The following is a 25473-nucleotide window of genomic DNA, read 5'->3' as shown; positions in this document are numbered from 1 at the left end:
GCCTCGTGGCTCTCCCATCACAACGCGGGACGCGGCCGGGCCGGTAGGGCCGGAAGTCCCGAACGAGATCCGTGCCGCCACCCGACCCCCGGAACGGACTTAGGGTCATGGGCATGGCCGACCCCATTCTCGTGCTGAACACGGGATCCTCCTCCATCAAGTACGAGCTCGTCGATCCGCACACCCGCGAGCGCGCCGCCCGAGGGCTGGTCGAGCGCATCGGCGAGGACCGCGGGCGGATCACGCACCACGGCGGGGACGGGCCGCCGTACGTCCGGGAACGTCCCTTCCCCGGCCACGGGGACGGGCTGGAGGCGATGCTGGCGGCGTTCGCCGCCGCCGGGCCCGAGCCGGCGCCGGTCGCGGTCGGGCACCGGGTGGTGCACGGCGGCACCCGGTTCACCGACGCGGTGCTCATCGACGACGACGTCATCGCCGCGATCGAGGAGCTGGCCCCGCTCGCGCCCCTGCACAACCCGGTCAACCTGACCGGCATCCGGCTGGCGCTCAAGGTGTTCCCGGACGTGCCGCAGGTGGCCGTGTTCGACACCGCGTTCCACCGCACGCTGCCGCCCGAGGCGTACACGTACGCGGTGCCGCGCGAGTGGCGGGCGCAGGGCGTGCGGCGCTTCGGCTTCCACGGCACCTCGTGCGCGTACGTCTCCCGCCGCGCCGCCGCCGTCCTGGGCCGCGACCTGGCCGGGCTCAACCTGATCGTGCTCCACCTCGGCAACGGCGCCAGCGCCACCGCGATCTCCGGCGGGCGCAGCGTCGACACCTCCATGGGCATGACGCCGCTGGAAGGGCTGGTCATGGGCACCCGCTCGGGCGACGTCGACCCGGCGTTGGCCGCGTACCTGGCCCGCACCGGCGGCCTGGACGCCCAGCAGGTGGAGCACGAGCTCAGCCACCGCGGCGGCCTGCTCGCGCTCACCGGGTCCGGCGACATGCGCCAGATACGCGCCCGCGACGACGACGAGGCCAGGCTGGCCCTGGAGATCTACACCCGGCGCATCCGCAAGTACGTCGGCGCCTACCACGCGCTGCTCGGCTGCCGGGTGGACGCGATCGTGCTCACCGGCGGCGTCGGCGAGCACGACGCCGCCACCCGCGCCGCCTGCCTGGCGGGGCTGGAGCGGCTCGGCATCGCGGTGGATCCCGTGCTCAACGCCGCGGGGGCGTCCGGCGAGCGCGCGGTGTCCGTGCCCGGCGCCGAGGTGCCCGTGCTCGTCATCCCCACCGACGAGGAGTGGGAGATCGCCCACCAGACGCTCGCGCGGCTGACGTCCTCCTGACCGGACCGGGCCGCGCTACGCGCCTTTGTCCGTGTTCCGGTTGAACGTCGGAAGCGTGGTCAGGTCACGGGCGGCGGCCAGGTGGGAGGCGAAGTTCGGGTCGAGGAACCCCAGGAGGAGCACGACGGCCCAGGCCACGACGGCGATCATGGCGCCGTCGTCGAAGGGGGCCGGGAGCCTGAGGCCCAGCCGGTCGGCGGCCACCAGGCCGGCCACCGGCAGCAGGGCGATGACCAGGGTCCGGACGGTCTCCAGGACGCGGGCGTGCCACGTCCGGCGGGTCTCCTCGGGGGTGGTGTCGCGGGTGGGGAGCCGGTCGTACTCGCCCGTGATGACCGTGCGGGTCAGCTCGGCGACGCGGGTGCGGAGGTCGTCGTAGGCGGTCGGGGACGGCAGCGCCACCCACAACTGGAGGTCGATGACGGCCCTGGACGCCTCGACCGCGCGGGCGCGGACCACGGCCCTGGTCAGCGGCGTCCCGCCCCGGGCGGCGGTCGGGATGCCGACCCGCAGCAGGAAGGAGACCTTGCCCAGGAGAGCGAGGATCTCCCTGCGCGTCCCCGGCGGGAGCTGCCCGCGGCGGTCGGGTTCGGCGTGGGCCAGGATGGCCGCCAGCTGCTCGAAGAGCGGCTCGGTGGGCGAGGCGCGGGACTCGCGGTCCCACTGCCACATCACCACCTTGACCGGGATCATCCCGAGCACCAGGGCGCAGCAGACGGTGCCGATGCTCTGGGGGATCGGCATCCATCCCCGGCTCGCCAGGTCGACCGCCCACGCCGGGCCGGTGGCGTGGCTGAGGTACAGGGCGGCCGGGAAGCAGCCGATTCCCAGCATGGTGATCAGCGGGTCGAGAAGGTAGCGGAAGAGCGGGCGATGCCGCCGGTTCTCGATCCAGACGGAGACCCAGATGAAGACCGTGAGACCCACGACGGCCAGGAAGATCTTCTGCACGGAGGTGACGGAGAACACCGAAACCACGAAGGCGACGGCCGCGCCGAGCATGGGCAGCAGGACCCAGGCGCTCACGCAGTCCTCGACGTGCTTGCGCCGCACCGACCAGCGGGCGGTGGACGCGGCAACCGCCCGGTAGCGGCCGCGCAGGAGCGCCGGGTCGTCGGCGGGATCCAGGCTCCGAGCGAAGACCGGCCAGGTGCCGTCCAGCTTCTTGGCGAGGGCGAACATCTCCGCCAGCTGGGGCTTTTCCAGCAGGTCGCCGGTGCGGGCGGGAGCGGCGGGCGCTGCGACGGGGGGAACCGCTTCTTCGGTCATGAGGACGTCCTCACGTTGAGCGGGCTACTGCGCGAGGAGGGGGCGCTCATCGACACTACAGAGCGTGGGGAGGGTGAGCCGATGGCGTGACCGGATCGTGCCAGATCTTCTCCCCGCGACGCCGATGAGGACCAACGGCCCTGCCGGGCGGGACTTCCTCCTCCGGCGCCGCGCCGCCGCCCGTAGGAGCCTGAGGGTGAGAGCTTCGACCGGTGAAGGAGATGCGCGATGAGCACTCACATCGTCGTCGGTGTGGACGGGTCCGTCCCGGCGACCGGAGCGGTGGAATGGGCGGCCGCCGACGCGCGGCGGCGGGGCCTGGACCTGCGTCTCGTGCACGTCGGCCCGCAGTGGCTGCACGAAGCGAACGCCGAGCACTGCGCCCGCCTGCTGGAGGAGGCCGCCGATCGGGCCCGCGCGCTGGCCGGCGACGTCAAGGTGACGACGGAGCTGCTGTCCGGGAACGTGGCCGGGGAGCTGATCCGCGAGTCGGCGACGGCCGGCGGAGTGGTGCTGGGCAGCCGGGGGCTCGGCGGGTTCGCCGGGATGACGGTCGGCTCGGTGAGCCTGGCGGTGGCCGGGCACGCGTCCGGGCCGGTCGTGGTCGTCCGCGCGCCCGCCGCCGCCCCCGCCCAGCACGGCAGGGTGGTGGTGGGCTACGACGGGTCGCGGGACGCGCAGGCGGCCATGGAGTACGCCGTCGAGCAGGCCAGGGCCCGCGGCGCCCGGCTGCACGTGGTCTCGGCCTGGCAGATGCCCGTCTTCTCCCCTTACGCGGTCACGTACAACAGCCTGATCGAGGACCTGATGCGCGAGGAGACCGGCGCGGCGCGCGAGCGGGTCGTGCCCTGGCGGGAGGCCAACCCGGACCTGGTCATCACCGACGAGCAGCCGTGCGCCCACCCGGTCACCGCCCTGATGCACGCGGCCGGATCGGCCGACCTGGTCGTCGTGGGCTCGCGCGGCCGGAGCGGGTTCGCCTCCGCCGTGCTCGGCTCGGTCAGCCACGGCGTGCTGCACCACGTGACATGCCCGGTCGCCGTGGTCCGGCCGGACGCGGAGGACAGGTCATGAACGGGTCGCCGACGGCTGGACAGGTCATGAACGGGTCGCCGACGGCTGGACAGGTCATGAGCCGGGTCCTGGTGGCCGTCAAGGCCGAGGAGTCGCCGCTGATGGCCTGGGAGCTGATGCGCCGGGCCGGCGTGCACCACCTGCCGGTCCTCGACGGAGGGCGGCTGCTGGGCATCCTGACCAGGGAGTGCCTGGCCGCGTCCTGGTCCGGCGGGCCGCAGGAGCAGGCCGGCCGCGAGGTGCGGGACCTGCTCGGCGGCGCGCGCACGCCCCGGGTGGGGCCGGACACCCCGCTGAGCAGGGTCGCCGCCGCCATGCTGGACGCCGACGTGGACGCCGTGCCCGTGCTGTCCGACGACGGCCTGGTGGGCCTGATCACCGCCCGGGACGTCCTGTCGGCGGTCGCCGGACGGATCGAGCCGCGGCCCGAGCCGAGCGAGGTGGTGACCGGGATGTTCCACCTCGAACCCATCCTGCCGGAACGGCGGGAGGCGTGAGATGAAGGCCCTGGTCGTCTACGAGTCCATGTACGGCAACACCGAGCGGATCGCCCAGGCCGTGGCCGAAGGGCTGGCCACCCGGATGCGGGCCGAGGTGGCGGAGGTCGGCTCGGCCCCCGCGCACGTGGGGGACGAGGTCACCCTCCTGGTGGTGGGCGGCCCGACGCACGCCTTCTCCATGAGCCGGGCCTCCACCCGCGAGTCGGCCGCCCAGCAGGCGGCCGGGCCGCTGGTGTCGCGCGGCAGGGGCGTGCGCGAGTGGCTGGCCACGCTCAGCACGTCGTCGGCCGGGCTCTGCTCGGCGGCGTTCGACACCCGCGTGGCCAAGCCCCGCCTGCCGGGCTCGGCGGGCCGGGCGGTCGCCAAGCGGCTGCGCCGCCTCGGCGTCCGGCTCGCCGTGCCGCCGTGCAGCTTCTACGTGACCGGGACGCAGGGGCCGCTGGCGCCGGGCGAGCTGGAGCGGGCCAGGCAGTGGGGCGAGAGCCTGGCGGCGTCCTTCGCGGTCCCCGCGTCCTGACGGCCCGCTGAGAACGGCGCCCGGCGGTTCTCCGCCGGGCGCCGTTCTCAGTCCTGCGCGGGCGTCGGGGACGGGTGCAGGATCCGGTCCAGGCGGGCGGCGGCGTAGCCCAGCGAGGACAGCGCGACGACGACCAGCAGATCCCCCGGCGACAGCGGCCGGGTGCCGAGCAGCTCGCGCAGCGGCGGCAGGTAGATCCCGGCCAGCTGCAGGACGAACGCGCCGCCCACGGCGAGCAGCAGCATCGGGTTGGCCAGGGTGCCGGGGCGGGTCCGGGTGCCCAGAGCCACGCCGAGCTGGGTGGCGCCGAGGGCGAAGAAGGCCATGCTCTGCCAGGGCCGCCCGGTCATCGACCCCCAGACGGCGACGCCCAGGGTGACGGCCGTGAGCACCACGGCGATGCGGACGACCCGCTGCCACAGGCCCGCCCCCATGATGCTCTGACCCGGCGGACGCGGCGGCTGCGACATGGTTCCCGGCACCGTCGGCTCCCCGCCCAGCGCCACGCCGGGCAGGCCGTGGGTGAGCAGGTTGATCCACAGGATCTGCGCGGGCAGCAGCGGCAGCGGCAACCCGAGGAACGGGCCCAGCACCATCACCGCGATCTCCGCCGCGCCGCCCGACAGGCCGTAGACCAGGAACCGGCGGATGTTGGCGTAGACCCGGCGGCCCTCCTCGACGGCCGCCACGACGGTGTCCAGGTTGTCGTCGGCGAGCACGAGGTCGGCGGCCTGCCGGGCGACCTCGGTGCCGCGCCTGCCCATGGCCACCCCGATGTCGGCGCGGCGCAGCGCCGGGCCGTCGTTGACGCCGTCACCGGTCATCGCCAGGACCTCGCCCCGGCCGCGCAGGCCCTCGATGATGTCGAGTTTCTGCTCGGGGGTGGCCCGCGCGTAGACGCCGGCCGGGCCCGCGGCGAGCGCGCCGGGCTCCCGGCAGTCGACGACCCGGTCGGCGGCGCCGATGATGCCCAGGTCGGCGGCGACCGCGCGGGCGGTGCCCGGATGGTCGCCGGTGATGAGGACCGTCCTGATGCCGGCCCGCGCGCAGTCGGCCACGGCCGCGGCCGCGGCCGCGCGCGGCGGGTCGAGGATCGCGACCAGCCCGAGCAGCCTCAGCCCGTCCTCCCGCACAGGATGCGGGACGGCGTCGAGGTCGGCGGCCGCGACCGCCAGCACGCGGTAGCCGTCCCGGGCGAACCGGTCGGCGCGTTCGGCGGCGCGGGCCGGCAGCTCCGGGTCGCCGGTCAGCACGTCCGGGCGCAGCAGCGCCTCCGGGGCGCCCTTGCAGATCAGGCGGACGCAGCCGCCCGGCAGCAGGTGCACCGTGCTCATCCGCTTGCGGTCGCTGTCGAAGGGCAGTTCGGCGACCCTGGGGAACCGTTCCTGGAGGTGCGCGCGGTCGAGGCCGAGCCGGGCGGCGGCGGCCAGCAGCGCGGCCTCGGTGGGGTCGCCCAGCGCCGTCCATTCCTCCCCGTTCTCCTGGGGCGGGCGCAGGCGGGCGTCGTTGCACAGCGCCGCGGCGGTCAGCAGCTCGGCGAACTCGTCCGGGTCCCGGTCGGTGGCGAGCCCGCCGTCGGGCGCGTAGCCGGAGCCGGTGACCGCGGCCTCGGCCGCCGGGGTCCACAGGTGCCGGGCGACCATCCGGCCCTCGGTGAGGGTGCCCGTCTTGTCGGTGGCGAGCACGGTCACCGAGCCCAGCGTCTCCACGGCGGGCAGGTTGCGGACGAGCGCGTCACGGGCCGCCATCCGGCGGGCGCCCAGGGCCAGGCTCAGGGTCACGACCGCGGGCAGCGACTCGGGCACGGCGGCGACCACCAGGCTGATCGCGGTCACCACCATCAGCTCGACCGGCTGGCCGCGGACCAGGCCCAGGACCAGCACCAGCGCCGACAGCAGCACCGCGACACCGGCCAGCAGCCGTCCGACCCCGACCAGGCGGCGCTGCAGCGGCGTGAGGCCGGCGCCCTTGACCATGAGGGAGGCGATGCGCCCGCTCGCGCTCGCCGCGCCGATCGCGGTGACCACCGCCCGGCCCCTGCCGCGCGCCACGACGGTGCCCGAGGAGACCGCCGCGCCCGCGTCCTTGTCCACCGGGACCGACTCGCCCGTCAGCGCCGACTCGTCGACCAGCAGCGCCGCCGACTCCACCAGCTCGGCGTCGGCCGGGACGATGTCGCCCTCGGCGAGCACCAGCAGATCTCCGACCACGACGTCACCGGCGGGGACCTGCCGCTGGTGGCCGTCGCGCACCACGCGGGCCTCAGGGGTGGCCAGCTCGGCCAGGGCCGTGATGGCGCGGTCGGCGCGCACCTCCTGCGTCACGCCGACGGCCGTGTTGACCACGATGACCAGCGCGATCACCGCGGCGTCCGTCCAGTCGCCGGTGCCGACGGTCAGCGCCGCCGCGATCAGCAGCACGATGATCAGCGGATCGCGGAGCTGGGTGACGACGCGCCGCCACAGCGGGGTGGGCGGTTTGCGTGGGAGCAGGTTGGGGCCGTCGCGTTCCAGGCGGACGGCTGCCTCCGCCGACGACAGGCCAGAGGACGAGGGCGTCACGTGGGTGTCCTTCCTGCCCGCCGTGGACCTCGGGCCGGCGGAGTCGCTGCGAGGTGTCTTCAGGATCTAGTCTTCGCCCTGCTCAGGGCGGTAAACGTGCGGGTCTCCCCGCCCCTCCAGCCTCCGGAGACCGGCCGGACGGCGGCAGGGCCGAAAGTCACCGCAAGCGGGGCTTTCGGCACTGTTCCGCCCCGGTCGCGCGGGCGGATCGTGGAGATATGAGCATTCGCCTGATCGTGGCCGGGACCGACGGCACCGAGGACTGCGCGGCCGCGCTGCTGTGGGCCGCCGACGAGGCGGCCCGTCGCGGGGCGCGGCTGGTCGTGGTGCACGCCTGGGAGCCCTCGATCGAGCACAGGGCGCCGTACGCGCCCTGCCCGTCCCGGCCCGCCGGGTTCGAGGAGGCGCGCGCGAGCGCCGTGCTCGATCAGGCGGTGGCCCTGGTCATGGACCGGTTCCCCGGCGTCGCGGTCGAGGCGCGGCTCGTGCGGGGCCGCCCGGAGACGGCGCTCGCGGGCCAGGCGCGCGGGGCCGGCCTGCTGGTGCTCGGTTCGGCCGCGCGGCCCGCCGGGGACGGGCGGCTGGGCGCGGTGCTGCTGTCGTGCCTGCGGCTGCCGCCGTGTCCCGTGGTCGTGGTGCAGGCCGCGGCGACGGACGGGGGGACGCCGCCGAGGCCGCCCGCGTTCGCCGGACGGCATCGGGGAAGGCCCTTCGGCCCTGGCCCGGCCGACCTTCGGCTCTGCGAGGGACGGCGGGAGGCCGGGTCTCATGGGAGGTGACGAAGGAGGGAACGTCATGATCGTTGTTGGGGCCGACGGCTCGGTGGCCTCGCGCGCCGCCGTCGCATGGGCCGCGGACGACGCCTTCCGCATGCGGCTGCCGCTGCGGATCGTGCACGCCGTGGACCGCACGCCGTACCAGATCCACCGGTTCTCCCCGGGCTGGGCGCCCGACCTGCCGGCGGAGGAGGGCGTGCGGATCCTGCGGGAGGCCGAGGCGCTGGCCCGGGAACGGCAGCCGTCCGTCGAGGTCACGACGCAGGACGTCGAGGGTCTGCCGGCGGTCGTGCTGCGTGGGCAGGAGAAGGAGGCCGCCGAGATCGTGCTCGGCAGCCGCGGCCTCGGCGGGTTCGCCGGCGCGCTGCTGGGCTCGGTCAGCACGCACGTCGCCGGGCACGCCCGCTGCCCCGTCGTGGTGGTCCGCGGCGACCGGCGGCAGGTGCGCGGCGAGGTGGTGGCCGGGGTGGACGACTCGCCGGAGTGCGAGCCCGCCCTGGCCCACGCCTTCGAGCAGGCCCGGCTGCGGGCCGCCACGCTGCGGGTGCTGCACGCCTGGCAGCTGCCCGTGCACGCGTTCGCGCCGGAGGCGGCCTACGCCATGGACGAGGTCCGCGCCGCACAGCAGCAGGTCGTCGACGATCGGGTGAACGTGTTCGCCGCCGACCACCCCGAGGTCGTCGTCGTGCGGGAGACGCCGTCGGCGCACCCCGTGGACGCGCTCACCGCGGCCTCCGACCACGCCGACCTGCTGGTGGTGGGGTCGCACGGGCGCGGCGGGCTGGGGTCGGCGCTGCTCGGGTCGGTCAGTCGCGGCGTGCTGCACCACGCCCGCTGCCCGGTGGCGGTCGTCCGGCCGCGGGACTGACGGCACGTCGCCGCGTCGGCGCGGGCGTCGGGACGGGCGTCGGGATGGGCGTTGGGACGGGCGTGGAGCGCCGTTGCCTTTGTCTTGGCGACGGGCCGGTTACCAGAACCAGGGGGAGGCCGGGCGGGACGGCTCGGACAGTGACATGACGGGACAGGGCGGGCTGGACGTCGCGGTCGCGGCCGCGCTGCCGGTCGACGACGTCATGGCCCGGCTGGGCGGCACCGGCGGCGGCCTGAGCCAGGCCGAGGCGGAGCGCCGCCTGGCCGCCGTCGGCCCCAACTCCCTGCGCACCCACCGGGCCCGGCGGATCGCGGTGCTGGCCCGCCAGCTGCGCTCGCCCCTGCTGATCCTGCTGGCGGTCACCGCCGCCGCGTCGTTCTTCCTCGGCGAGCCGACGGACGCGATCATCATCGGCGTGATCCTGACGGTGTCGGTCGGGCTGGGCTTCTTCAACGAGTACCGGGCGGAGAAGGCCGCCGAGGCGCTGCACTCCCAGATCCGGCACCGCTGCCTGGCCCTGCGGGACGGCGGTCCCCGGCTGGTGGACGTGGTCACGCTGGTCCCGGGCGACGTCGTCAAGCTGCGGCTGGGCGACATCGTCCCGGCCGATCTGCGGCTGGTGTCGTCGGCGGGGCTGGAGTGCGAGGAGTCGGTGCTGACCGGCGAGTCGCTGCCCGTGGCCAAGGCCGTCGAGCCCGTCGGACCGGACCGCGCGCTGGCCGAGCTGGCCAGTTGCGCGCTGATGGGCACCGTCGTGCACGCCGGGTCCGGCGCCGGCGTGGTGGTGGCCACCGCCGGACGGACCGAGTTCGGGCGCATCGCGCTCCGGCTCGGCGACCGCCATCCGGACACCGAGTTCCAGATCGGGCTGCGCCGGTTCTCCATGCTGCTGGTGCGCGTCGCCGCCGCGCTCACCGCCGGGATCTTCGTCGTCAACCTCGTGCTGCACCGCCCGGTGCTGGACGCGCTGCTGTTCTCGCTGGCGATCGCCGTCGGCATCTCCCCGCAGCTCCTGCCCGCCGTGGTCTCGACCAGCCTGGCCGCCGGCACCCACCGGCTGGCCCGGCACCGGGTGCTGGTCAAGCGGCTGGTCTGCATCGAGGACCTGGGCGACATCGACGTGCTGTTCACCGACAAGACCGGAACCCTGACCGAGGGGCGGATCAGCTTCGCGCGCTCACTCGGGCCGGACGGCAGCCCCGACGACCGCGTCCTGGAGCTGGGGCTGCTCTGCAACGAGGCCGTCGTCAGCGGCCGGGACGGGGAACCGGGCCGCTCGGCGAGCGGCAACCCCCTGGACGTCGCCCTGTGGGACGCGCCCGCCGCCGCGCTCCGGCCCGGGCCGCCCGGCCGGCGCCTGGCCGTCGTGCCCTTCGACCACGAACGCAGAACCGCCTCCGTCCTGGTCGAGGACGACGACGGCCGGATGATCGTCACCAAGGGCGCTCCGGAGGCCGTGCTGGCGCGCTGCACCCCGGTCGCCGACCGGGCCAGGGCCGTGCTGGAGGCCGAGTTCACCGCCGGCAACCGGGTGGTGGCGGTGGCCACCCGGCGGCTGACCGGCGAGGCCGCCCGCCGGACGACCCTCAGCCAGGCCGACGAGCACGACCTCGCCTTCCGCGGCCTGCTGGTCTTCCTCGACCCGCCCAAGGCCGGCGCCGAGCAGGCGCTGCGCCGCCTGGCCGGGCTCGGCATCACCGTCAAGGTGCTCACCGGGGACAACCCCGCGGTCGCGGCCAAGCTGTGCGCCGATCTCGGCCTGCCCGGCGGGCGGGTGCTGACCGGCCAGGACGTCGAGGCCGCCGACGACTCCCGGCTGGCCGCGCTCATCGAGCAGGCCGTCGTGTTCGCCCGGGTCAGCCCCGAGCACAAGGCGCGCATCGTGCGGGCCCAGCGGCGCAACGGCCTGGACGTGGCCTTCCTCGGCGACGGCGTCAACGACGCGCTCGCGCTGCACGCCGCCGACGTGGGCATCTCCGTCGACGCGGCCACCGACGTCGCCAAAGACGCCGCCGACGTGCTGCTGCTGGAGAAGGACCTCGCCATCCTGGCCGACGGCGTCATCCAGGGCCGGCAGATCTTCGCCAACACCATGAAGTACGTGCTGATGGGGACGTCCAGCAACTTCGGCAACATGTTCTCCGCCGCCGCGGCCTCGGCGTTCCTGCCGTTCCTGCCGATGCTGCCGTCCCAGATCCTGCTCAACAACCTGCTCTACGACTCCAGCCAGCTCGCCATCCCGACCGACAACGTCGATCCCGAGCAACTGCGGCGCCCGTCCCGGTGGGACGTGGCGTCGATCCGGCGGTTCATGTTGTTCTTCGGGCCGGTCAGCTCGCTGTTCGACTTCGCCACCTTCGCCGTCATGCTCGGCGTCCTGCACGCCGGGCCGCCGCTGTTCCGCACCGGCTGGTTCGTCGAGTCCCTGGCCACGCAGGTACTGGTGGTCTTCGCGATCAGGACCAGGCGGGTGCCGTTCTTCCGCAGTCGTCCGAGCCTGCCCCTGACGGTCGCCGCCCTGAGCGTCGTGGTGCTCGGCGCGGTCATCCCGGTCACCCCGCTCGCCGGCGCCCTGGGCTTCCAGCCGCTGCCCGGCCCGTTCTTCGCGGTGCTGGGCCTGATGGTGGTCGCCTACCTGGCCCTCGTCGAGCTGGCCAAGCGCCGTTTCTACCGGGCCGCCCCGGAGACCCTGGCCGGCGGCGGGCGCACCGCCGCCCACCCGACGCACCGCAGGGCCCACCGGTTCAGCACGGTGGCCGCCGCCCTCGCCGCCGGACGTCCGCCCTCCGCCCCCCGAGAAGGGGACCAAGGTCCCTAGGGCGTGGGAGCGCATCGGGAAATCATCGTCATCATGACGACGATGCAGCACATCGATGCCTACTGGCGCGCGGCGAACTACCTGTCCGTCGGGCAGATCTACCTGCTGGACAACCCGCTTCTCACCGAACCGCTGCGCCCCGAGCACGTCAAGCCGCGGCTGCTCGGCCACTGGGGCACCACCCCGGGGCTGAACTTCTGCTTCGCCCACCTCAACCGGATCATCTCCGAGCGCGACCAGGACATGATCTACATCGCCGGTCCCGGCCACGGCGGGCCCGCCGCCGTCGCGCACGCCTGGCTGGAGGGCGCCTACTCGGAGAAGTACCCCGAGGTCTCCCAGGACGTCGCCGGGATGCGGCGGCTGTTCCGGCAGTTCTCCTTCCCCGGCGGCATCCCCAGCCACGTCGCGCCCGAGACGCCCGGCTCCATCCACGAGGGCGGCGAGCTGGGTTACTCGCTCGCGCACGCGTTCGGCGCGGCCTTCGACAACCCGCGCCTGGTGGTCGCCTGCGTCGTCGGCGACGGCGAGGCCGAGACCGGCCCGCTGGCCGCGAGCTGGCACTCCAACAAGCTGCTGGACCCCTACCGCGACGGCGTCGTCCTGCCGATCCTGCACCTGAACGGCTACAAGATCGCCAACCCGACCGTGCTGGCCCGCATCCCGCAGGACGAGCTGGTCAAGCTCATGGAGGGGTACGGGTACCGCCCGCACCTCGTCGGCCCCGACCACGAGGAGATGGCGCGCACGCTCGACACCGTCTTCGACGAGATCGCCGCCTACAAGGAGGGCCGTCTGGAGCGCCTCCCCATGATCGTCCTGCGCACGCCGAAGGGCTGGACCGGCCCGCGCGAGGTGGACGGCAAGCCGGTCGAGGGCACCTGGCGGGCCCACCAGGTGCCGCTGTCGGGCGTCCGCGACAACCCGGCGCACCTGGCCATGCTGGAGGAGTGGATGCGCTCGTACCGGCCGCAGGAGCTGTTCGACGCCGCGGGCCGCCCGGCGCCCGTCCTGCTGGGGACGGTCCCCGAGGGGCCGCTGCGGATGAGCGCGAACCCGCACGCCAACGGCGGCGAGCTGCTGCGCCCGCTGGCGCTGCCCGACTTCCGCGACCACGCGGTGGAGGTCAAGTCGCCCGCGACGCAGTCGACCGAGCCGACCCGGGTGCTGGGCGCCTTCCTGCGGGACGTGATCGCCGCCAACCCGCACGACTTCCGGCTGATGGGCCCGGACGAGACCGCCTCCAACCGGCTGCAGGCCGTCTTCGAGACGACCACGCGGGCCTGGAACGCCGAGGTCGAGCCCACGGACGAGAACCTGGCGCCGGGCGGCCGGGTGATGGAGGTGCTGAGCGAGCACCTGTGCCAGGGCTGGCTGGAGGGCTACCTGCTGACCGGCCGGCACGGCCTGTTCAACTGCTACGAGGCGTTCATCCACATCATCGACGCCATGTTCAACCAGCACGCCAAGTGGCTGCAGTCGGCGAAGAGGATCCCGTGGCGGCGGCCCGTCGCCTCGCTCAACTACCTGCTGTCGTCGCACGTGTGGCGGCAGGACCACAACGGCTTCAGCCACCAGGACCCCGGCTTCCTCGACGTCGTGGTCAACAAGAAGGCCGAGGTCGTGCGGGTCTACCTGCCGCCGGACGCCAACACCCTGCTGTCGGTGGCCGACCACTGCCTGCGCTCCCGCGACTACGTCAACGTGATCGTGGCGGGCAAGCAGCCGGTGCTGGACCTGTTCACCATGGACGAGGCCGTCGCCCACTGCACCCGCGGCCTCGGCGTCCTGCCCTGGGCGTCCTCGGACGAGGGGGCCGAGCCGGACGTCGTGCTGGCCTGCGCGGGCGACGTGCCCACCCTGGAGACGCTGGCCGCCGCGGCCATCCTGCGCGAACACCTGCCCGAGCTGAAGGTGCGCGTCGTCAACGTGGTGGACCTGATGCGGCTGCAACCGCCGTCGGAGCACCCGCACGGCCTGCCGGACGCCGAGTTCGACGCCCTGTTCACCACCGGCAGGCCGGTCGTCTTCAACTTCCACGGCTACCCCTCGCTCATCCACCGCCTGACCTACCGCCGCGCCGGGCACGCCAACATCCATGTGCGCGGCTACAAGGAGGAGGGCACCACGACCACGCCGTTCGACATGGCCATGCTCAACGACATCGACCGCTACCACCTGGTCATCGACGTCATCGACCGGGTGCCCGGCCTCGGCGAGACGCAGGCGCACCTGCGCCAGCGCATGGCCGACGCCCGGCTGGCGGCCCGCGCGTACACCCGCGAACACGGCGAGGACGCCCCCGCCGTCCGCGACTGGACCTGGTGACGCGCCAAGGACGCCGGCCCGCGCGGCCGGAAAAGGAGGGCCAAGGTCCCGTCAAGACGGGCCGCCGCACCACGGGCGGCCGGCCTCGCGGGACCGAGGCTGACTTTCAGCGACGTCTGAAGGGATCACGGACATGGATCGCATCGTGCTCGGCTACGACGGCTCGGACTTCTCCGTCCAGGCCCTGGACTGGGCGCTGGACGAGGCCGAGCTCAGGAACCTGCCGCTGACCGTCGTCCACGCCTGGCAATGGCCGTACGGCGAGGCGGAGGAGGAGGCCAAGGCCCACCTGCGCAAGGCGGCCGAGCACGTCCTGTGGCACGGCGCCGAGTGCGCCCGCTCCACCAGCTCGGGCGTCCGCGTGGAGACCGACCTGTACGAGGGCCCGGCCGCCCAGCGGCTGGTGGAGCTGTCCGGCGACGCCACGCTCGTCGTGGTCGGCTCGCGGGGGCTGAGCGCGCTGCCCAGGGTGGTGGTCGGTTCGGTGGCCGGGTACGCCGCCGCGCACGCCGAGTGCCCGGTGATCGTCGTACGCGGGCCGGGGCCGCTGCCGAAGGCCACCCGTCCCGGCCCGGTCGTCCTGGCCGAGCGGGAGCCGGACGCGGCGGTCGTCGAGTTCGCCTTCGCCGAGGCGGCCCTGCGCGGGCTGCCGCTCGCGGCCTCCGCCGACCTGGGGGAGTGGGCGGCTCGCCGTCCGGAGGTCCAGGTGGAGCAGGGTGAGCCCCACGAGCGGGCGACGCTGGTCGTGGTCGGCCGGCCGCGGGCCGCGCATCTCGGCACCGCGAGCTCCCTTCCGCAGCACGCGCCCTGCCCGGTCGCGGTGGTGCCGGGCGACCGCCCCTGAGCCCCCCGCGTCACCCGGACGCGGGCGGCAGCCGCGGGTTCAGCACGGCCGCGGGCGCCACCGCGACCGGGCACCTGGACTCCAGCAGGGCGGCCTGCGTCACCGCACCGAGCAGCAGGCAGGGAGGGGCCTCGTTACCCCGGTTGCCGAGCACGAGGAGCGTGGCGTCCTTGGAGGCCTCGATCAGCACGCGCTGGGGGCGTTCGGTCAGGAACTCGGTGACCACCGTCACCTCGGGGCGTCTGCGGGCCAGGTGGGAGACGACCTCGCGGAAGCGGTTCTCCGCGCCCTTGCGCAGCGCGTGCGAGTCCACGAAGGGCAGCGGCTCCTGCCAGGACGACGACCCGCAGTCGGCCCAGCAGCACAGGGCCGTCACGGTGCCCTCGCGCAGGGCGGCCTCGTCCAGGGCGAGGTCGAAGGCGGCCAGGCTGGCGGGTGAGCCGTCCAGGCCGGCCACGATCCTGACGTCCTGGCGGGTGGGCGGCTGGAGCGGCGGCCGGACGACCACGACCGGCGTGACGCTGTGCGCGGGCACCTGGACGGCGGCCGACCCCACCTGAAGCCCCTCGAACCCGCCCTGCCCGCGCGATCCGAGCACCGTCAGCTCCGCCTCGCGCGCGGCCTCCAGCAACACCGCCGAGGGGGTGCCCCGGCCCAGGAGCGGCTGCACGTCCAGCTCCGGGGCCAGCTCCCTGGCCCGCCGGACGCCCTCTTCCACGACGCCGAGCGCCACCGGTTCGACGTGCCGCATGATCTCCTGGGCGACGGGTCTGGGGGCGTAGGGCCAGTGCAGGGCGTGGCAGACGAGGACGGGCAGCCCGCGCAGGCGCGCGTCGGCGACCGCCCAGTGCAGCGCGTGGCGGCTCTCGGTCGAGTCGTCGTACCCGACGAGCACGGGCCGGCCGGCGTGGGCGTCGATCACTGCCGCCTCCGGGAGCGGATTCTGTCCGGTTACCTGCGCGGATGAGCCTTCCCTGGACCGGCGGGACGAGCCCCACGGGGGAGGAAAGTCTTGGCCTAGCCTGCTTGCCCGTCGCGCGCCGGGTCCCGAAGTTGGAGGGGACAGCGGCGACTTTTGGTGTGTTTACGCCCCTTATATCCGTTATGGCGGGTATGGGGATGTCGAAGGCGCGAAGGAGGGAAGATGCGCGGACGGATCGTGGCCGCGGTGGACGGCTCCGCGTCATCGACCGCCGCGGTGGAATGGGCCGCCGGCGACGCCCAGCGCAGAGGGTTGCCGCTCCGGCTCGTGCACGTGTGCGAGCAGTGGGTGCTCGGCGTGGACGGCGCCCGGTACTGCGTGGGCGCGCTGGAGGCGGCCGCCGGCCGGGCCCGCGCGATCGGCGGGGGCGTCGAGGTCACCGCCGAGATGCTGGCGGGCAACGTGATCGACGCGCTGATCGTCGAATCGGCCACGGCCGACAGCCTGGTGCTGGGCAGCAGGGGCATGGGCGGCTTCGCCGGCATGGTGCTGGGGTCGGTGGGCCGGGCGGTGGCCGGGCACGCCGCGGGGACCGTGGTGGTCGTCCGCGGGGTGGTCGCCGTCCGGCACGACCTGGTGGTGGCCGGCGACGACGGCTCGGCGGGATCGCGCCAGGCCATGGCGTACGCCGTCGAGCAGGCCCGTGCGCGGCGCGCCCGCCTGCACGTGGTCTACGCCTGGCAGGCGCCGGCGGTCTCGCCGTACTGGGCGGCCTACAGCCACCTGCTGGCCGACTCCTTCCAGGAGGAGGCGAGGGCGGCCCAGGCGCGGGTGAACCCGTGCCGGAGCGAGAACCCCGACGTCGAGATCACCGACGAGCAGGTGCGCGGGCACCCCGTGGCCGCGCTCACCGAGGCGGCCGCCGCCGCGGACCTCGTCGTGGTCGGCTCGCGCGGACGGGGCGGCTTCTCCTCCGCGGTGCTCGGCTCGGTGAGCCACGGCGTGCTGCATCACGCGGCCTGCCCGGTGGCGGTGGTACGGCCGCGCGCGGAGAAGGGATGACGGGACCGGAGGTGTTCGGAGTGTCGGACGAGGGGGCGTCATGGCCGGTGTGATCGTGGTGGGAGCCGACGGCTCGGCCCCCGCCGCCGCGGCCGTCGGCTGGGCCGCCGACGACGCCGCGCGGACGGGCGCGCAGCTGCGGATCGTGCACGCCCTGGACCGGCAGCCGTACGCCGTCACCAGGTTCCCCGACTACGGCCAGGGCAACTACCTGCTGCTGGCGGCGGCCAAGGTGCTGGAGGCGGCCGAGACCGCCGCGCGCGCCCGGCAGCCGTCGGTGCGGCTGCACGCCGAGGTCGTCGAGGGGACACCCGCGGCCGTCCTGCTGGATCAGGCGCGGCAGGCGGACGAGCTGGTCATCGGCAACCGGGGGCTGGGCGGCTTCGCCGGCGCGCTGCTGGGATCGGTGACCACGCACGTGGCCGGGCACGCCGCCTGTCCCGTGGTGGTGGTGCGCGCCGAGGGCGGCGGGCCGGTCGGCGAGATCGGCGTCGGGATCGGCGACTCCGACGTCTGCCGGCCGGCCATCGGCTACGCCTTCGAGCAGGCCAGGCTGCGCGGCGCCCGGCTGCGCCTGATCCGCGCCTGGCAGATCCCCGTGCACGCCTTCGCCCCCGAGATCGCCTACGACCTGGACGAGGTGCGCGCCGCCCAGCACGAGGCGGTCCGCGCCCGGACGGCCGGATGGCGGGAGAGGTGTCCCGAGGTGACGATCGTGGAGGACGTCCAGAGCGCGCATCCGGTCGAGGCGCTCACCGGGGCCCCCTGCGACCTGGTCGTGGTCGGCTCCCACGGGCGGGGCACGTTCGGCTCGCTGGTGCTCGGCTCGGTCAGCAGGGGGGTGCTGCACCACGCCCGCTGCGCCGTCGCGGTGGTCCGCCCCTAGAGGTCGTCCCTGGTCAGGAGGGTCGAGAAGCATGCAAGCTGGAAGTATGAGGCAAACCCTGCGCTTCGGACGGGTGGCGGGCATCCCCGTCGGCGCTCACTGGTCCGCGCTGGCCATCGTCACGCTCGTGGCGGTGGGATTGGGCTCCGGGGTCCTGGCCGTCGCCGCCCCGGGCGCGGGCAGGACGACGTACTGGGTCGCCGGCGCGCTCACGGGGCTGTTGCTCATGGTGTCCCTGCTCGCGCACGAGCTGGCGCACGCGCTGGTGGCCAAGCGGTGCGGCATGGAGGTGGAGTCCGTCACCCTCTGGGCGCTGGGCGGCGTCACGCAGTTCCGCGACGAGGCGCGGACGCCCGGGGCCGAGGTGGTGACGGCGGCCGCCGGCCCCGCCGCGAGCCTGCTGCTGGGCGGTCTCGCCCTCGCCGTGACGGCCGTGCTGCCGCCGGGCGTGCCCAGGGCCGCCGCGGCGTGGCTGGCCATGATGAACCTCGTCCTGGGCGTGTTCAACCTGCTGCCCGGCAGCCCGCTCGACGGCGGGCGGGTGCTGCACGGCCTGATGTGGAGCCGCCACGGCGACCGCGCCCGCGCCGACGCCGGCGCCGCGCGGGCCGGTTACGCGATCGGCATGGCGCTGACCTTCACCGGGTTCGTCGTGATCTGGGTGTGGAACCCGCTGGGCGGGATGTGGGTGGTGATCACCGGCTGGTACATCGCGGGCGCCGCCCGCGGCGAGATCATGAGCAGGGCGGCCCGGCGCGGCCTCGGGGGAGTGCTGGTGCGGGACGTCATGACGGCCACGCCGGACCTGGCCCCCGCGTGGCTGACCGTGCAGGGGCTGGTCGACACGGTGGTGCTCGGCTCGCACCAGTCCGTCTTCCCCGTCGTGGGGCTCGACGGGGCGCCGCTCGGCGTGGTCTCGCTGGAGACCCTGCTCGCCGTGCCCGCCGAGCGCAGGGGGGACACCAGGGTGGAGACGCTGGTCGCCGCCCAGAAGCCGCCGCGCGTCCTGTCGCCGGACGACGACGCGGCCGCCCTGCTGGAACGTCCGTCCCGGGTGGGCGGTCTGTCGGCGGTGGTCGTCGAGGGCGGCGCGGTCACCGGCATGATCACCGACGCCGACCTCGGCAGGGCGCTGCAACAGGCGCTGCTGCGGCCCGCCGCCCCCGTGTGACGCGGGTCCACGGCGGCGGCCGGCTCACAGGCCGTGGATCCGGCGGCCGGTGACCTGGTGCGGCACGACCCGGATGTAGAGATGACGTTCCCCGCCCGCCCATGGCGTGACGCCCGCGTCGGCCAGCTTGGCGACCTCGTCCTCGGGCACGTGGTGGGCGGGCCCCTGGATCAGCACGCTCCAGCCCTCCTTGCGCACCTCGTCGATCCGGTCCACCTGGAAGCCGATCATGATGTCCACGCCCTCCAGGCCGGTGCGCAGGTCCTGGTCCATGGGCCCGCCGCGGGACGTGCGGAACAGCACGGCGCCCTCGTGCAGCCGGTAGTTGACGGGCAGCACTGTGGGCCCGTGCGAGCCGTTGAACGCGATCCGCCCGATCCCGCCCGGCGCGACCAGACGCAGGCACTCCTCGGGGTCGAGGACCTCCAGGACCGGCTCGTCCGGGCCGGCGCCGGGGCCCGGCGGGCGGTCGCGGCCACCGCCCAGCAGGTCCTGCGGGGTCGTCTCCAGGGCGGTGGCCAGGCGGGTCACCGTGTTCCTGTCCGGGATGCCGAGGTGGCCCTCCAGGTACGTGACGTACCCGGGGGACATGTCGGCGCGCTCGGCCAGCTGGTCGACGGTGAGGCCCAGCCGGTCGCGGTGGTGGGCCACCCGGCGTCCGAAGTCGCCACTGTTCGTCATGATCATCTCTCTCTCCGTGAGGACGAGGCCCGCACCGCCCGGCACGGGGACGCCGTCGACCCGCGTGCCGTCGTGGCCGGCCTCGATGGTGATCCGGCGTCCGCGGAACAGGACCGGCAACGAGAGCGTGCCGAGCCGTCCGGGCAGCAGAGGGTCGAGGAACAGGCCCTCGGGCCTCGGCTCCAGGCCCAGGTAGCAGCGTTGCAGCATGTCCACCGTCCCGGCCATCGCGCCCAGGTGCACGCCCTCGGCGGTGGTGCCGCCCTGGACGTCGTGCACGTCCCCGACCAGCGCCTCGGCGAAGAACTGCCAGGAGCGCGCCCGGTCGCAGCGCGACAACACCCAGGCGTGCACGACCGCGCTCAGCGTGGAGCCGTGGCTGGTGCGGTCGAGGTAGTAGGCGGTCGTCCGCGGGATCAGGCCGGGGTCGGCCGGGTAGCCGAGCCCGTCGAGGATCGCCAGCAGCTCGTCGGCGCCCAGCAGGTAGAACAGCATCAGCGTGTCGGCCTGCTTGGACGCCTTGTAGCGGTTCACGTCGTCGCCGTCGGCCTCCAGGGCGCGGTCGAGGCGGCGGACGCCCGCGTACCGCTCCCAGTCCAGCTCGGCGAGCCCGGCGTAGCCGGTGAACTGGCTGATGACGCCGTCGTGGAAGTCGACCCGCATGCGGCGGGTGATGTCCTCCCACCGCGCCGCCTCCCGCGCGCCGGCCGCGCCGAGCCGGAGGGCGTGCCGCAGCAGCCACACGGTCATGACGTTGGTGTAGGCGTTGTTGGCCAGGCCCGGCTCGGCGGCGCCGGGGTAGGCGGTGTGGTACTCGTCCGGGCCCATGACGCCGCGGATCTCGTACCGGCCGGAGACGGGGTCGAGCACGGCCAGCGAGGCGAAGAACCGCGCGATGGCGATCAGCAGGTCGGCGCACCACGACGGCATGGAGCCGGTGGCCAGGCGGTACTGCCACACGTTGTAGGCGATGGCGAGGCCGACGTGGCGCTGCAGGTGGGAGACGTCCGGCAGCCAGCGTCCCGAGGCGGGGTTGAGGTGGTAGGTCTGGGTCTCCTCCTGGCCGTCGCTGCCGCTCTGCCAGGGGAACATCGCGCCCTCGTACCCGGCCGACCGGGCGGCCGCGCGGGCCTCGGGCAGGCGACGCCACCGGTAGCGCAGCAGGCCGCGGGAGATCTCGGGGAAGCGCAGGTTGAGCCAGGGCAGGACGAACAGCTCGTCCCAGAACACGTGCCCCCGGTACGCCTCGCCGTGCAGGCCCCGCGCCGGCACCCCGGCGTCGAGGTCGGCGGTGTGCGGCGACAGGGTCTGGAGCAGGTGGAAGATGTGCAGGTGGACGATCTGCGACAGCTCCGGCCCGTCCACGTTCAGCTCGGCCCGCTCCCACAGCCGCTCCCAGGCCGCGGCATGCGCCTCCAGCAGCTCGGCGAAGCCCGGGGCCGTGGCCGCGCGGCGCAGGGCGGCCGACAGCGGGTCGTGCACGGCGGGATCGCGCGAGGTCAGCAGGGCGACGACCTTCGTGAACGTCACCGGCGTGCCCTCGGCCACCGTCAGCACGTGCTCGCTGGCGACGTGGTCGGGCTCCATGGAGGGCGAGCCGGGGGAGGGGGCGTCGGCGCGGGCGGCGAGCGCGACGGTGACACGGGAGGCGCGGGTGGTCGCGGTCAGCCAGGTCAGCCCGTCGCGGTGGCCCGTGGCGTGCTCCGTCAGGTGGTCGCCGCGCAGGTCGCGGTAGCGTTCGACGCCGCTGTTGGTGACGCGCCCGTCCAGCCCGGCGCGGACGCGCAGCGGGCCCGACCAGTTCTCCGCGGTGAAGGTCGTCTCCAGGGCGGCCAGGGCGGGATCGGCCATGGAGACCAGGCGGCGTTGCCGCACCCGGGTGACCCGGCCCCGCGCGTCGCGCCAGCGCAGCTCCCGCCGCAGCACCCCGTGGCGCAGGTCGAGCTCCTGGGTGTAGCCGAGCAGGTCGGCCAGCTCCGGGCTGAACCAGTCCTGGCCGGGGGTGGCGAAGCCGAGCGGCAGCCAGTCGGGCAGGTTGACCAGGTCCTCGTTGACGGCCGTCCGGCCGCCCACCTGCGAGGCCAGACGGTCGTAGCAGCCCGCGTGGTAGGTGCCGGGCGTGCGGATCCGGCCCTCGGGCGTGGCGCCGCGGGTGGCGAAGCGGCCGTTGCCGAGCGTGCACAGCGCCTCCCGCAGCCCGGCCGAGCCCGGGGCGAAGCCCTCGTACGTGAGCGTCCACGGGTTCATCGCGACCCCACGGACCGGGTCAAGGCGGCCATGACGATGACGCTACCCACCTGCCTCACCCCCAAGACAGGGACGTTGGTCCCTGCCACCTGGGGCGTACGGCACTGATCCGGGCCCGATGGCGTTCCGGACCCGGCGGGGGCGTCGAGAATGAGTGTCATGACACGAGCTGTGTACGTCGCCGCCGGCGAAGCGGGAAGCAACAAGGGGACCGTCGCCCTGGGCCTGGTCGAGCTGCTGTCCCGGCAGGTGGGAAGCGTGGGCGTGTTCCGCCCGGTGGTACGGGCCGGACGCGAGGACGGCCTGGTCAACACCATCCGCAGCCGGTTCCAGCTCGCCCTGCCCTACGAGGCGTGCGCGGGGGTCACCTATGACGAGGTGCACGCCGACGTCGAGCGGGCGGCCGGCGACATCGTGGCCCGCTTCCGCGCGCTGGCCCGGCGCTGCGAGGCGGTCGTGGTGGTCGGCACCGACTACACCGACGTGGGCGCGCCGACGGAGTTCGGGTTCAACGCCCGGCTGGCCGCCGACCTGGGCACCCCGGTGATCAACGTGGTGAGCGGCAGGGGCCGGACGGCCGCCCGCACCGCCGCGGCGGTCGAGGTGTCCTCCAGGGAGCTGGCCCACCATCACGCCCAGGAGCTCGCGGTCGTGGTCACCCGCTCGACCGGCGGGCCGCTCGCGTTCAGCCATGCGACGCCCGTGTTCGCGCTGCCGGAGACCCCTTCGCTGCGGGCGCCGACGGTCGCCGACCTGCTCGACGCCTGCGACGGCTGGTTCTTCCTCGGCGAGCGCGACGGGCTCGGCCGGGAGGCGAGCGCGCTGATGGTGGGCGCGATGTCGCTGCCCGGCATCCTGGAGCGTCTCACCGAGGGCGCGGCGGTGATCATCCCGTCCGACCGGGCGGCCGCGCTGCTGCCCGGCCTGATCGCCGCGCACACCTCGCCGGGCTTCCCGGCCCTGTCGGCGGTGGTGCTCACCGGCGGCACGGAGCTGCCCGGCTCGGTGGAGCGGCTGCTGCGCGGCATGGAGATCCCGCTGCCGGTGATCGCCACCGGTCACGACACGTTCGACACCGCGACCCGGCTGTCGGCCGTGGAGGGGCGGTTCACGCCCGAGGCGGGCGGCAAGATCGACGCGGCGCTGCGCCTGTTCGCCGAGCACGTGGACGGCCCGCTGCTGCTGGAACGGCTGGACATCGCCAAGACCGACGTCGTCACGCCGCTGATGTTCGAGTACGAGCTGCTGGACCGGGCCCGCGCCCGGCGCAGGCACATCGTGCTGCCCGAGGGCGAGGAGCCGCGCATCCTGCGCGCGGCCGACATCCTGCTGCGCCGGGACGTGGCCGACCTCACCCTGCTCGGCGACGCCGAACGCATCAGGGTCCAGGCCGCCCAGCTCGGCCTCGACCTGGCCGCGGCCAGGGTGCTCAGCCCGTTCGACCCGGAGCTGCGCGAGCGGTTCGCGCACGCCTACGCCGAGGCGCGGGCGCACCGGGGGATGACCGTCGAGCTGGCCCGCGACACCGTCACCGACGTCTCCTACTTCGGCACGCTCATGGTCCACGCCGGCCTGGCCGACGGCATGGTCTCCGGCGCCACGCACACCACCGCGCACACGATCAGGCCGGCGTTCGAGATCCTGCGGCTCGGGCTGGTCTCCAGCGTGTTCTTCATGTGCCTGGCCGACCGGGTCCTGGTCTACGGCGACTGCGCGGTCAACCCCGACCCCACCGCCGAGCAGCTCGCCGACATCGCGATCGCCTCGGCCCGCACCGCGGCGATGTTCGGCGTCGAGCCCAGGATCGCGATGTTGTCGTACTCGACGGGCACCTCGGGCGCGGGCGCCGAGGTCGACAAGGTGCGCGCCGCCACCGAGCTGGTCCGTCAGCGCCGCCCGGACCTCCAGGTGGAAGGGCCGATCCAGTACGACGCCGCGGTGGACCCGGCCGTGGCGCGGGCCAAGATGCCCGGCAGCCAGGTGGCCGGGCACGCCACCGTCTTCGTGGTGCCCGACCTGAACACCGGCAACAACCTGTACAAGGCCGTCCAGCGCAGCGCGGGGGCGGTCGCGGTGGGGCCGGTGCTGCAGGGGCTGCGCAGGCCGGTCAACGACCTGTCCAGAGGCGCCACCGTGGCCGACATCGTCACCACCGTGGCGGTCACGGCCGCCCAGGTGCGCGACGAAACGGCGTCCTCGGGCCCGTCAGCCGGCGCCTGAGGCGCGCCACCGGCGGGCGGCGAGGACGGCGGCCAGCACGGCCACGACCCCCGCCCACGTGGCCGGATGGCTCCAGACGGCGGCGCCGGCCTGCTGGACGAGCACGAACACGCCCATGACGACGACGAACCAGCCGAACGCCGTGCGCAGCGCGTCCTGCGGGATGCGGCCCGCGAGCCGGCCGCCGGCCAGGCTGCCGATCACCGCGGACGCCGTCACGATCAGGGCGAGACGCCAGTCGATCGCGACGCCCGCCAGGTGCCCGGCGAGCCCGGCGAACGACTTCATCGCGATGACGAGCAGCGAGGTGCCGACCGCGACGCCCATCGGCAGCCCGCCCAGCAGGGCGAGCGCCGGGACGACGAGGAAACCGCCGCCGGAGCCGACCAGCCCCGTCACCGCCCCGACGACCAGGCCCTCCGCCGCGATGTGCGGCAGCGGCAGGTCGCCGTGGGCAGGCCGCGCCCGCTTCCTGGGGTTGCGGGGCCGGCGCAGCATCGCGACCGCCGTGGCCAGCATCATCAGGGCGAAGGTGACGAGCAGCGCCGTGCCGGGGACGTACTCGGCGAGGCGTCCGCCGCCGTACGCGCCGGCCATGCTGAACGCGCCGAAGAGCAGCCCGGTCCGCCAGCGGATCCGCCGGGCCCGCGCGTGCGGGACCAGCGCGGCCAGGCTGGTGACGCCGACGACGAACAGCGAGGTGGCGATCGCCTCCTTGGTGTCCTGCCCGGCCAGGTAGACCAGGATCGGCACGGTCAGGATCGAGCCGCCGCCGCCCAGCACGCCGAGGCTGACCCCGACGAGCAGCGACGCCGCGACGATCAGCACGGTCACGGGGTGCTCCGCAGCTCCGCGAGCACCGTGCGGATGTCGGTGCGCGGCCCGCGGTTGTAGGGCAGCCGGGACAGCAGGACGCCCATGGCACAGGAGTTGCTGACGGCCGCGTACGTCAGGCCCGCGCCGATCGCGGTGCCGATCAGGTGCGCGCCGGGCAGGAAGATCCCGGCCAGACCGGTGACCAGGACGACGGAACCGGCCACGAGCCGCACCTGGCGCTCGATGTCCCACCGCTCGGGCCCCCGCTCCAGGAACGCGCCGGCCGTCTCCCACGCGACGGTGCCGCCCTCCAGGACGCGCAGGTTCGGCAGCCCGGCCTCGGCGAGGGCCTGCCCGGCCTGCGCGGCCCGCGCCCCGGAGCGGCAGACGAGCACGACGTCCTCGTCCAGGTGGGTCAGCAGCTCGGCCCGGTGCTCGCGCAGGGTGTTCAGCGGCACGTTGTAGGAGCCGGGGATGTGCGCCGTGCGGAACTCGCCGGGCGTGCGCACGTCGAGCAGCCGCGGCGCCCGCCCTTCCTGGACGAGCCGCTGCAGCACGGTGGGGGTGAGGACGGAGGAGGTGTTCATGGGTCTTTCCTTCGCCGATACCCCGGGG

Annotated in this window: 19 protein-coding genes; 13 read left to right on the top strand and 6 right to left on the bottom strand. The window is 74.6% G+C overall.

What is annotated here, in order from left to right:
• The first annotated feature begins 113 nt into the window (after window positions 1-113).
• Window positions 114-1295, top strand: a complete 1182-nt coding sequence (locus tag AB0C33_RS48395; protein ID WP_358301703.1) for an acetate kinase — start codon at window positions 114-116, stop codon at window positions 1293-1295.
• A 15-nt stretch (window positions 1296-1310) separates the two neighbouring features.
• Here the strand turns inward: AB0C33_RS48395 and AB0C33_RS48390 are convergent, their stop codons facing one another.
• Window positions 1311-2564, bottom strand: a complete 1254-nt coding sequence (locus AB0C33_RS48390; protein ID WP_358301700.1) for a hypothetical protein — start codon at window positions 2562-2564, stop codon at window positions 1311-1313.
• Window positions 2565-2792: 228 nt separating this feature from the next.
• On the opposite strand from AB0C33_RS48390, the gene AB0C33_RS48385 reads away from it, so the two are divergent.
• Genes AB0C33_RS48385 through AB0C33_RS48375 form a run of 3 tightly spaced genes read left to right on the top strand, consistent with a single transcriptional unit; the run spans window position 2793 to window position 4655 of the window.
• Window positions 2793-3638, top strand: a complete 846-nt coding sequence (locus tag AB0C33_RS48385; protein ID WP_358301697.1) for a universal stress protein — start codon at window positions 2793-2795, stop codon at window positions 3636-3638.
• 56 nt (window positions 3639-3694) lie between these two features.
• Window positions 3695-4135 (top strand): CBS domain-containing protein, encoded by a 441-nt coding sequence (locus tag AB0C33_RS48380; RefSeq protein WP_358301694.1) that lies wholly within the window; start codon window positions 3695-3697, stop codon window positions 4133-4135.
• 1 nt (window position 4136) lies between these two features.
• A complete protein-coding gene (locus tag AB0C33_RS48375; protein ID WP_358301691.1) occupies window positions 4137-4655 on the top strand; it encodes a flavodoxin domain-containing protein in 519 nt (172 codons plus the stop codon).
• Window positions 4656-4702: 47 nt separating this feature from the next.
• On the opposite strand, the gene AB0C33_RS48370 is transcribed toward AB0C33_RS48375, so the two are convergent.
• Window positions 4703-7216 carry a cation-transporting P-type ATPase gene (locus tag AB0C33_RS48370; protein ID WP_358301688.1) on the bottom strand — a complete coding sequence of 838 codons (2514 nt, stop codon included), beginning with the start codon at window positions 7214-7216 and terminating at the stop codon, window positions 4703-4705.
• 218 nt (window positions 7217-7434) lie between these two features.
• Here AB0C33_RS48370 and AB0C33_RS48365 point away from each other — a divergent pair, with 218 nt between their 5' ends.
• From AB0C33_RS48365 to AB0C33_RS48345, 5 genes are all read left to right on the top strand, one after another.
• Window positions 7435-7995: a universal stress protein gene (locus tag AB0C33_RS48365; RefSeq protein WP_358301685.1), complete on the top strand. Its 561-nt coding sequence runs from the start codon at window positions 7435-7437 to the stop codon at window positions 7993-7995.
• A 16-nt stretch (window positions 7996-8011) separates the two neighbouring features.
• The gene (locus AB0C33_RS48360) at window positions 8012-8860 is read left to right on the top strand and encodes a universal stress protein (protein ID WP_358301682.1); all 849 of its coding nucleotides are present in this window, start codon (window positions 8012-8014) and stop codon (window positions 8858-8860) included.
• 145 nt (window positions 8861-9005) lie between these two features.
• On the top strand, window positions 9006-11681 hold the full coding sequence (gene mgtA, locus AB0C33_RS48355; RefSeq protein ID WP_358301680.1) for a magnesium-translocating P-type ATPase: 2676 nt from the start codon (window positions 9006-9008) through the stop codon (window positions 11679-11681).
• A 33-nt stretch (window positions 11682-11714) separates the two neighbouring features.
• Window positions 11715-14009 (top strand): phosphoketolase family protein, encoded by a 2295-nt coding sequence (locus tag AB0C33_RS48350; protein WP_358301677.1) that lies wholly within the window; start codon window positions 11715-11717, stop codon window positions 14007-14009.
• Window positions 14010-14142: 133 nt separating this feature from the next.
• Window positions 14143-14853: a universal stress protein gene (locus AB0C33_RS48345; protein WP_358301674.1), complete on the top strand. Its 711-nt coding sequence runs from the start codon at window positions 14143-14145 to the stop codon at window positions 14851-14853.
• 10 nt (window positions 14854-14863) lie between these two features.
• On the opposite strand, the gene AB0C33_RS48340 is transcribed toward AB0C33_RS48345, so the two are convergent.
• A complete protein-coding gene (locus AB0C33_RS48340; protein ID WP_358301671.1) occupies window positions 14864-15775 on the bottom strand; it encodes a universal stress protein in 912 nt (303 codons plus the stop codon).
• A gap of 222 nt (window positions 15776-15997) precedes the next feature.
• Between AB0C33_RS48340 and AB0C33_RS48335 the strand changes: the two genes are divergently transcribed.
• Genes AB0C33_RS48335 through AB0C33_RS48325 form a run of 3 tightly spaced genes read left to right on the top strand, consistent with a single transcriptional unit; the run spans window position 15998 to window position 18894 of the window.
• On the top strand, window positions 15998-16837 hold the full coding sequence (locus AB0C33_RS48335; protein ID WP_358301668.1) for a universal stress protein: 840 nt from the start codon (window positions 15998-16000) through the stop codon (window positions 16835-16837).
• Window positions 16838-16877: 40 nt separating this feature from the next.
• The gene (locus AB0C33_RS48330; RefSeq protein ID WP_358301665.1) at window positions 16878-17723 is read left to right on the top strand and encodes a universal stress protein; all 846 of its coding nucleotides are present in this window, start codon (window positions 16878-16880) and stop codon (window positions 17721-17723) included.
• A 46-nt stretch (window positions 17724-17769) separates the two neighbouring features.
• The gene (locus tag AB0C33_RS48325) at window positions 17770-18894 is read left to right on the top strand and encodes a M50 family metallopeptidase (protein WP_358301662.1); all 1125 of its coding nucleotides are present in this window, start codon (window positions 17770-17772) and stop codon (window positions 18892-18894) included.
• A gap of 24 nt (window positions 18895-18918) precedes the next feature.
• Here AB0C33_RS48325 and AB0C33_RS48320 read toward each other — a convergent pair whose 3' ends face one another.
• Complete coding sequence (locus tag AB0C33_RS48320; protein ID WP_358301659.1) at window positions 18919-21822, bottom strand: pyridoxamine 5'-phosphate oxidase family protein; 2904 nt, start codon at window positions 21820-21822, stop codon at window positions 18919-18921.
• Between the two features lie 159 nt (window positions 21823-21981).
• On the opposite strand from AB0C33_RS48320, the gene pta reads away from it, so the two are divergent.
• Window positions 21982-24042, top strand: coding sequence for a phosphate acetyltransferase (pta, locus tag AB0C33_RS48315; RefSeq protein WP_358301657.1), 2061 nt, complete (start codon window positions 21982-21984; stop codon window positions 24040-24042).
• Here pta and AB0C33_RS48310 read toward each other — a convergent pair.
• Together AB0C33_RS48310 and AB0C33_RS48305 are read right to left on the bottom strand one after the other, a co-directional pair.
• Window positions 24028-24876, bottom strand: a complete 849-nt coding sequence (locus AB0C33_RS48310) for a sulfite exporter TauE/SafE family protein (protein ID WP_358301654.1) — start codon at window positions 24874-24876, stop codon at window positions 24028-24030. The two genes, pta and AB0C33_RS48310, sit on opposite strands and share 15 nt — an antisense overlap.
• On the bottom strand, window positions 24873-25445 hold the full coding sequence (locus tag AB0C33_RS48305) for a rhodanese-like domain-containing protein (protein WP_358301651.1): 573 nt from the start codon (window positions 25443-25445) through the stop codon (window positions 24873-24875). The genes AB0C33_RS48310 and AB0C33_RS48305 overlap by 4 nt, the downstream gene beginning before the upstream one ends.
• Window positions 25446-25473 lie beyond the last annotated feature (28 nt).

This window comes from Nonomuraea sp. NPDC048881 (assembly GCF_040649795.1).
GTDB lineage: Bacteria > Actinomycetota > Actinomycetes > Streptosporangiales > Streptosporangiaceae > Nonomuraea.
The sequence above is the reverse complement of the archived record's forward strand: the minus strand, read 5'-3'. Positions and strand labels throughout refer to the sequence as shown.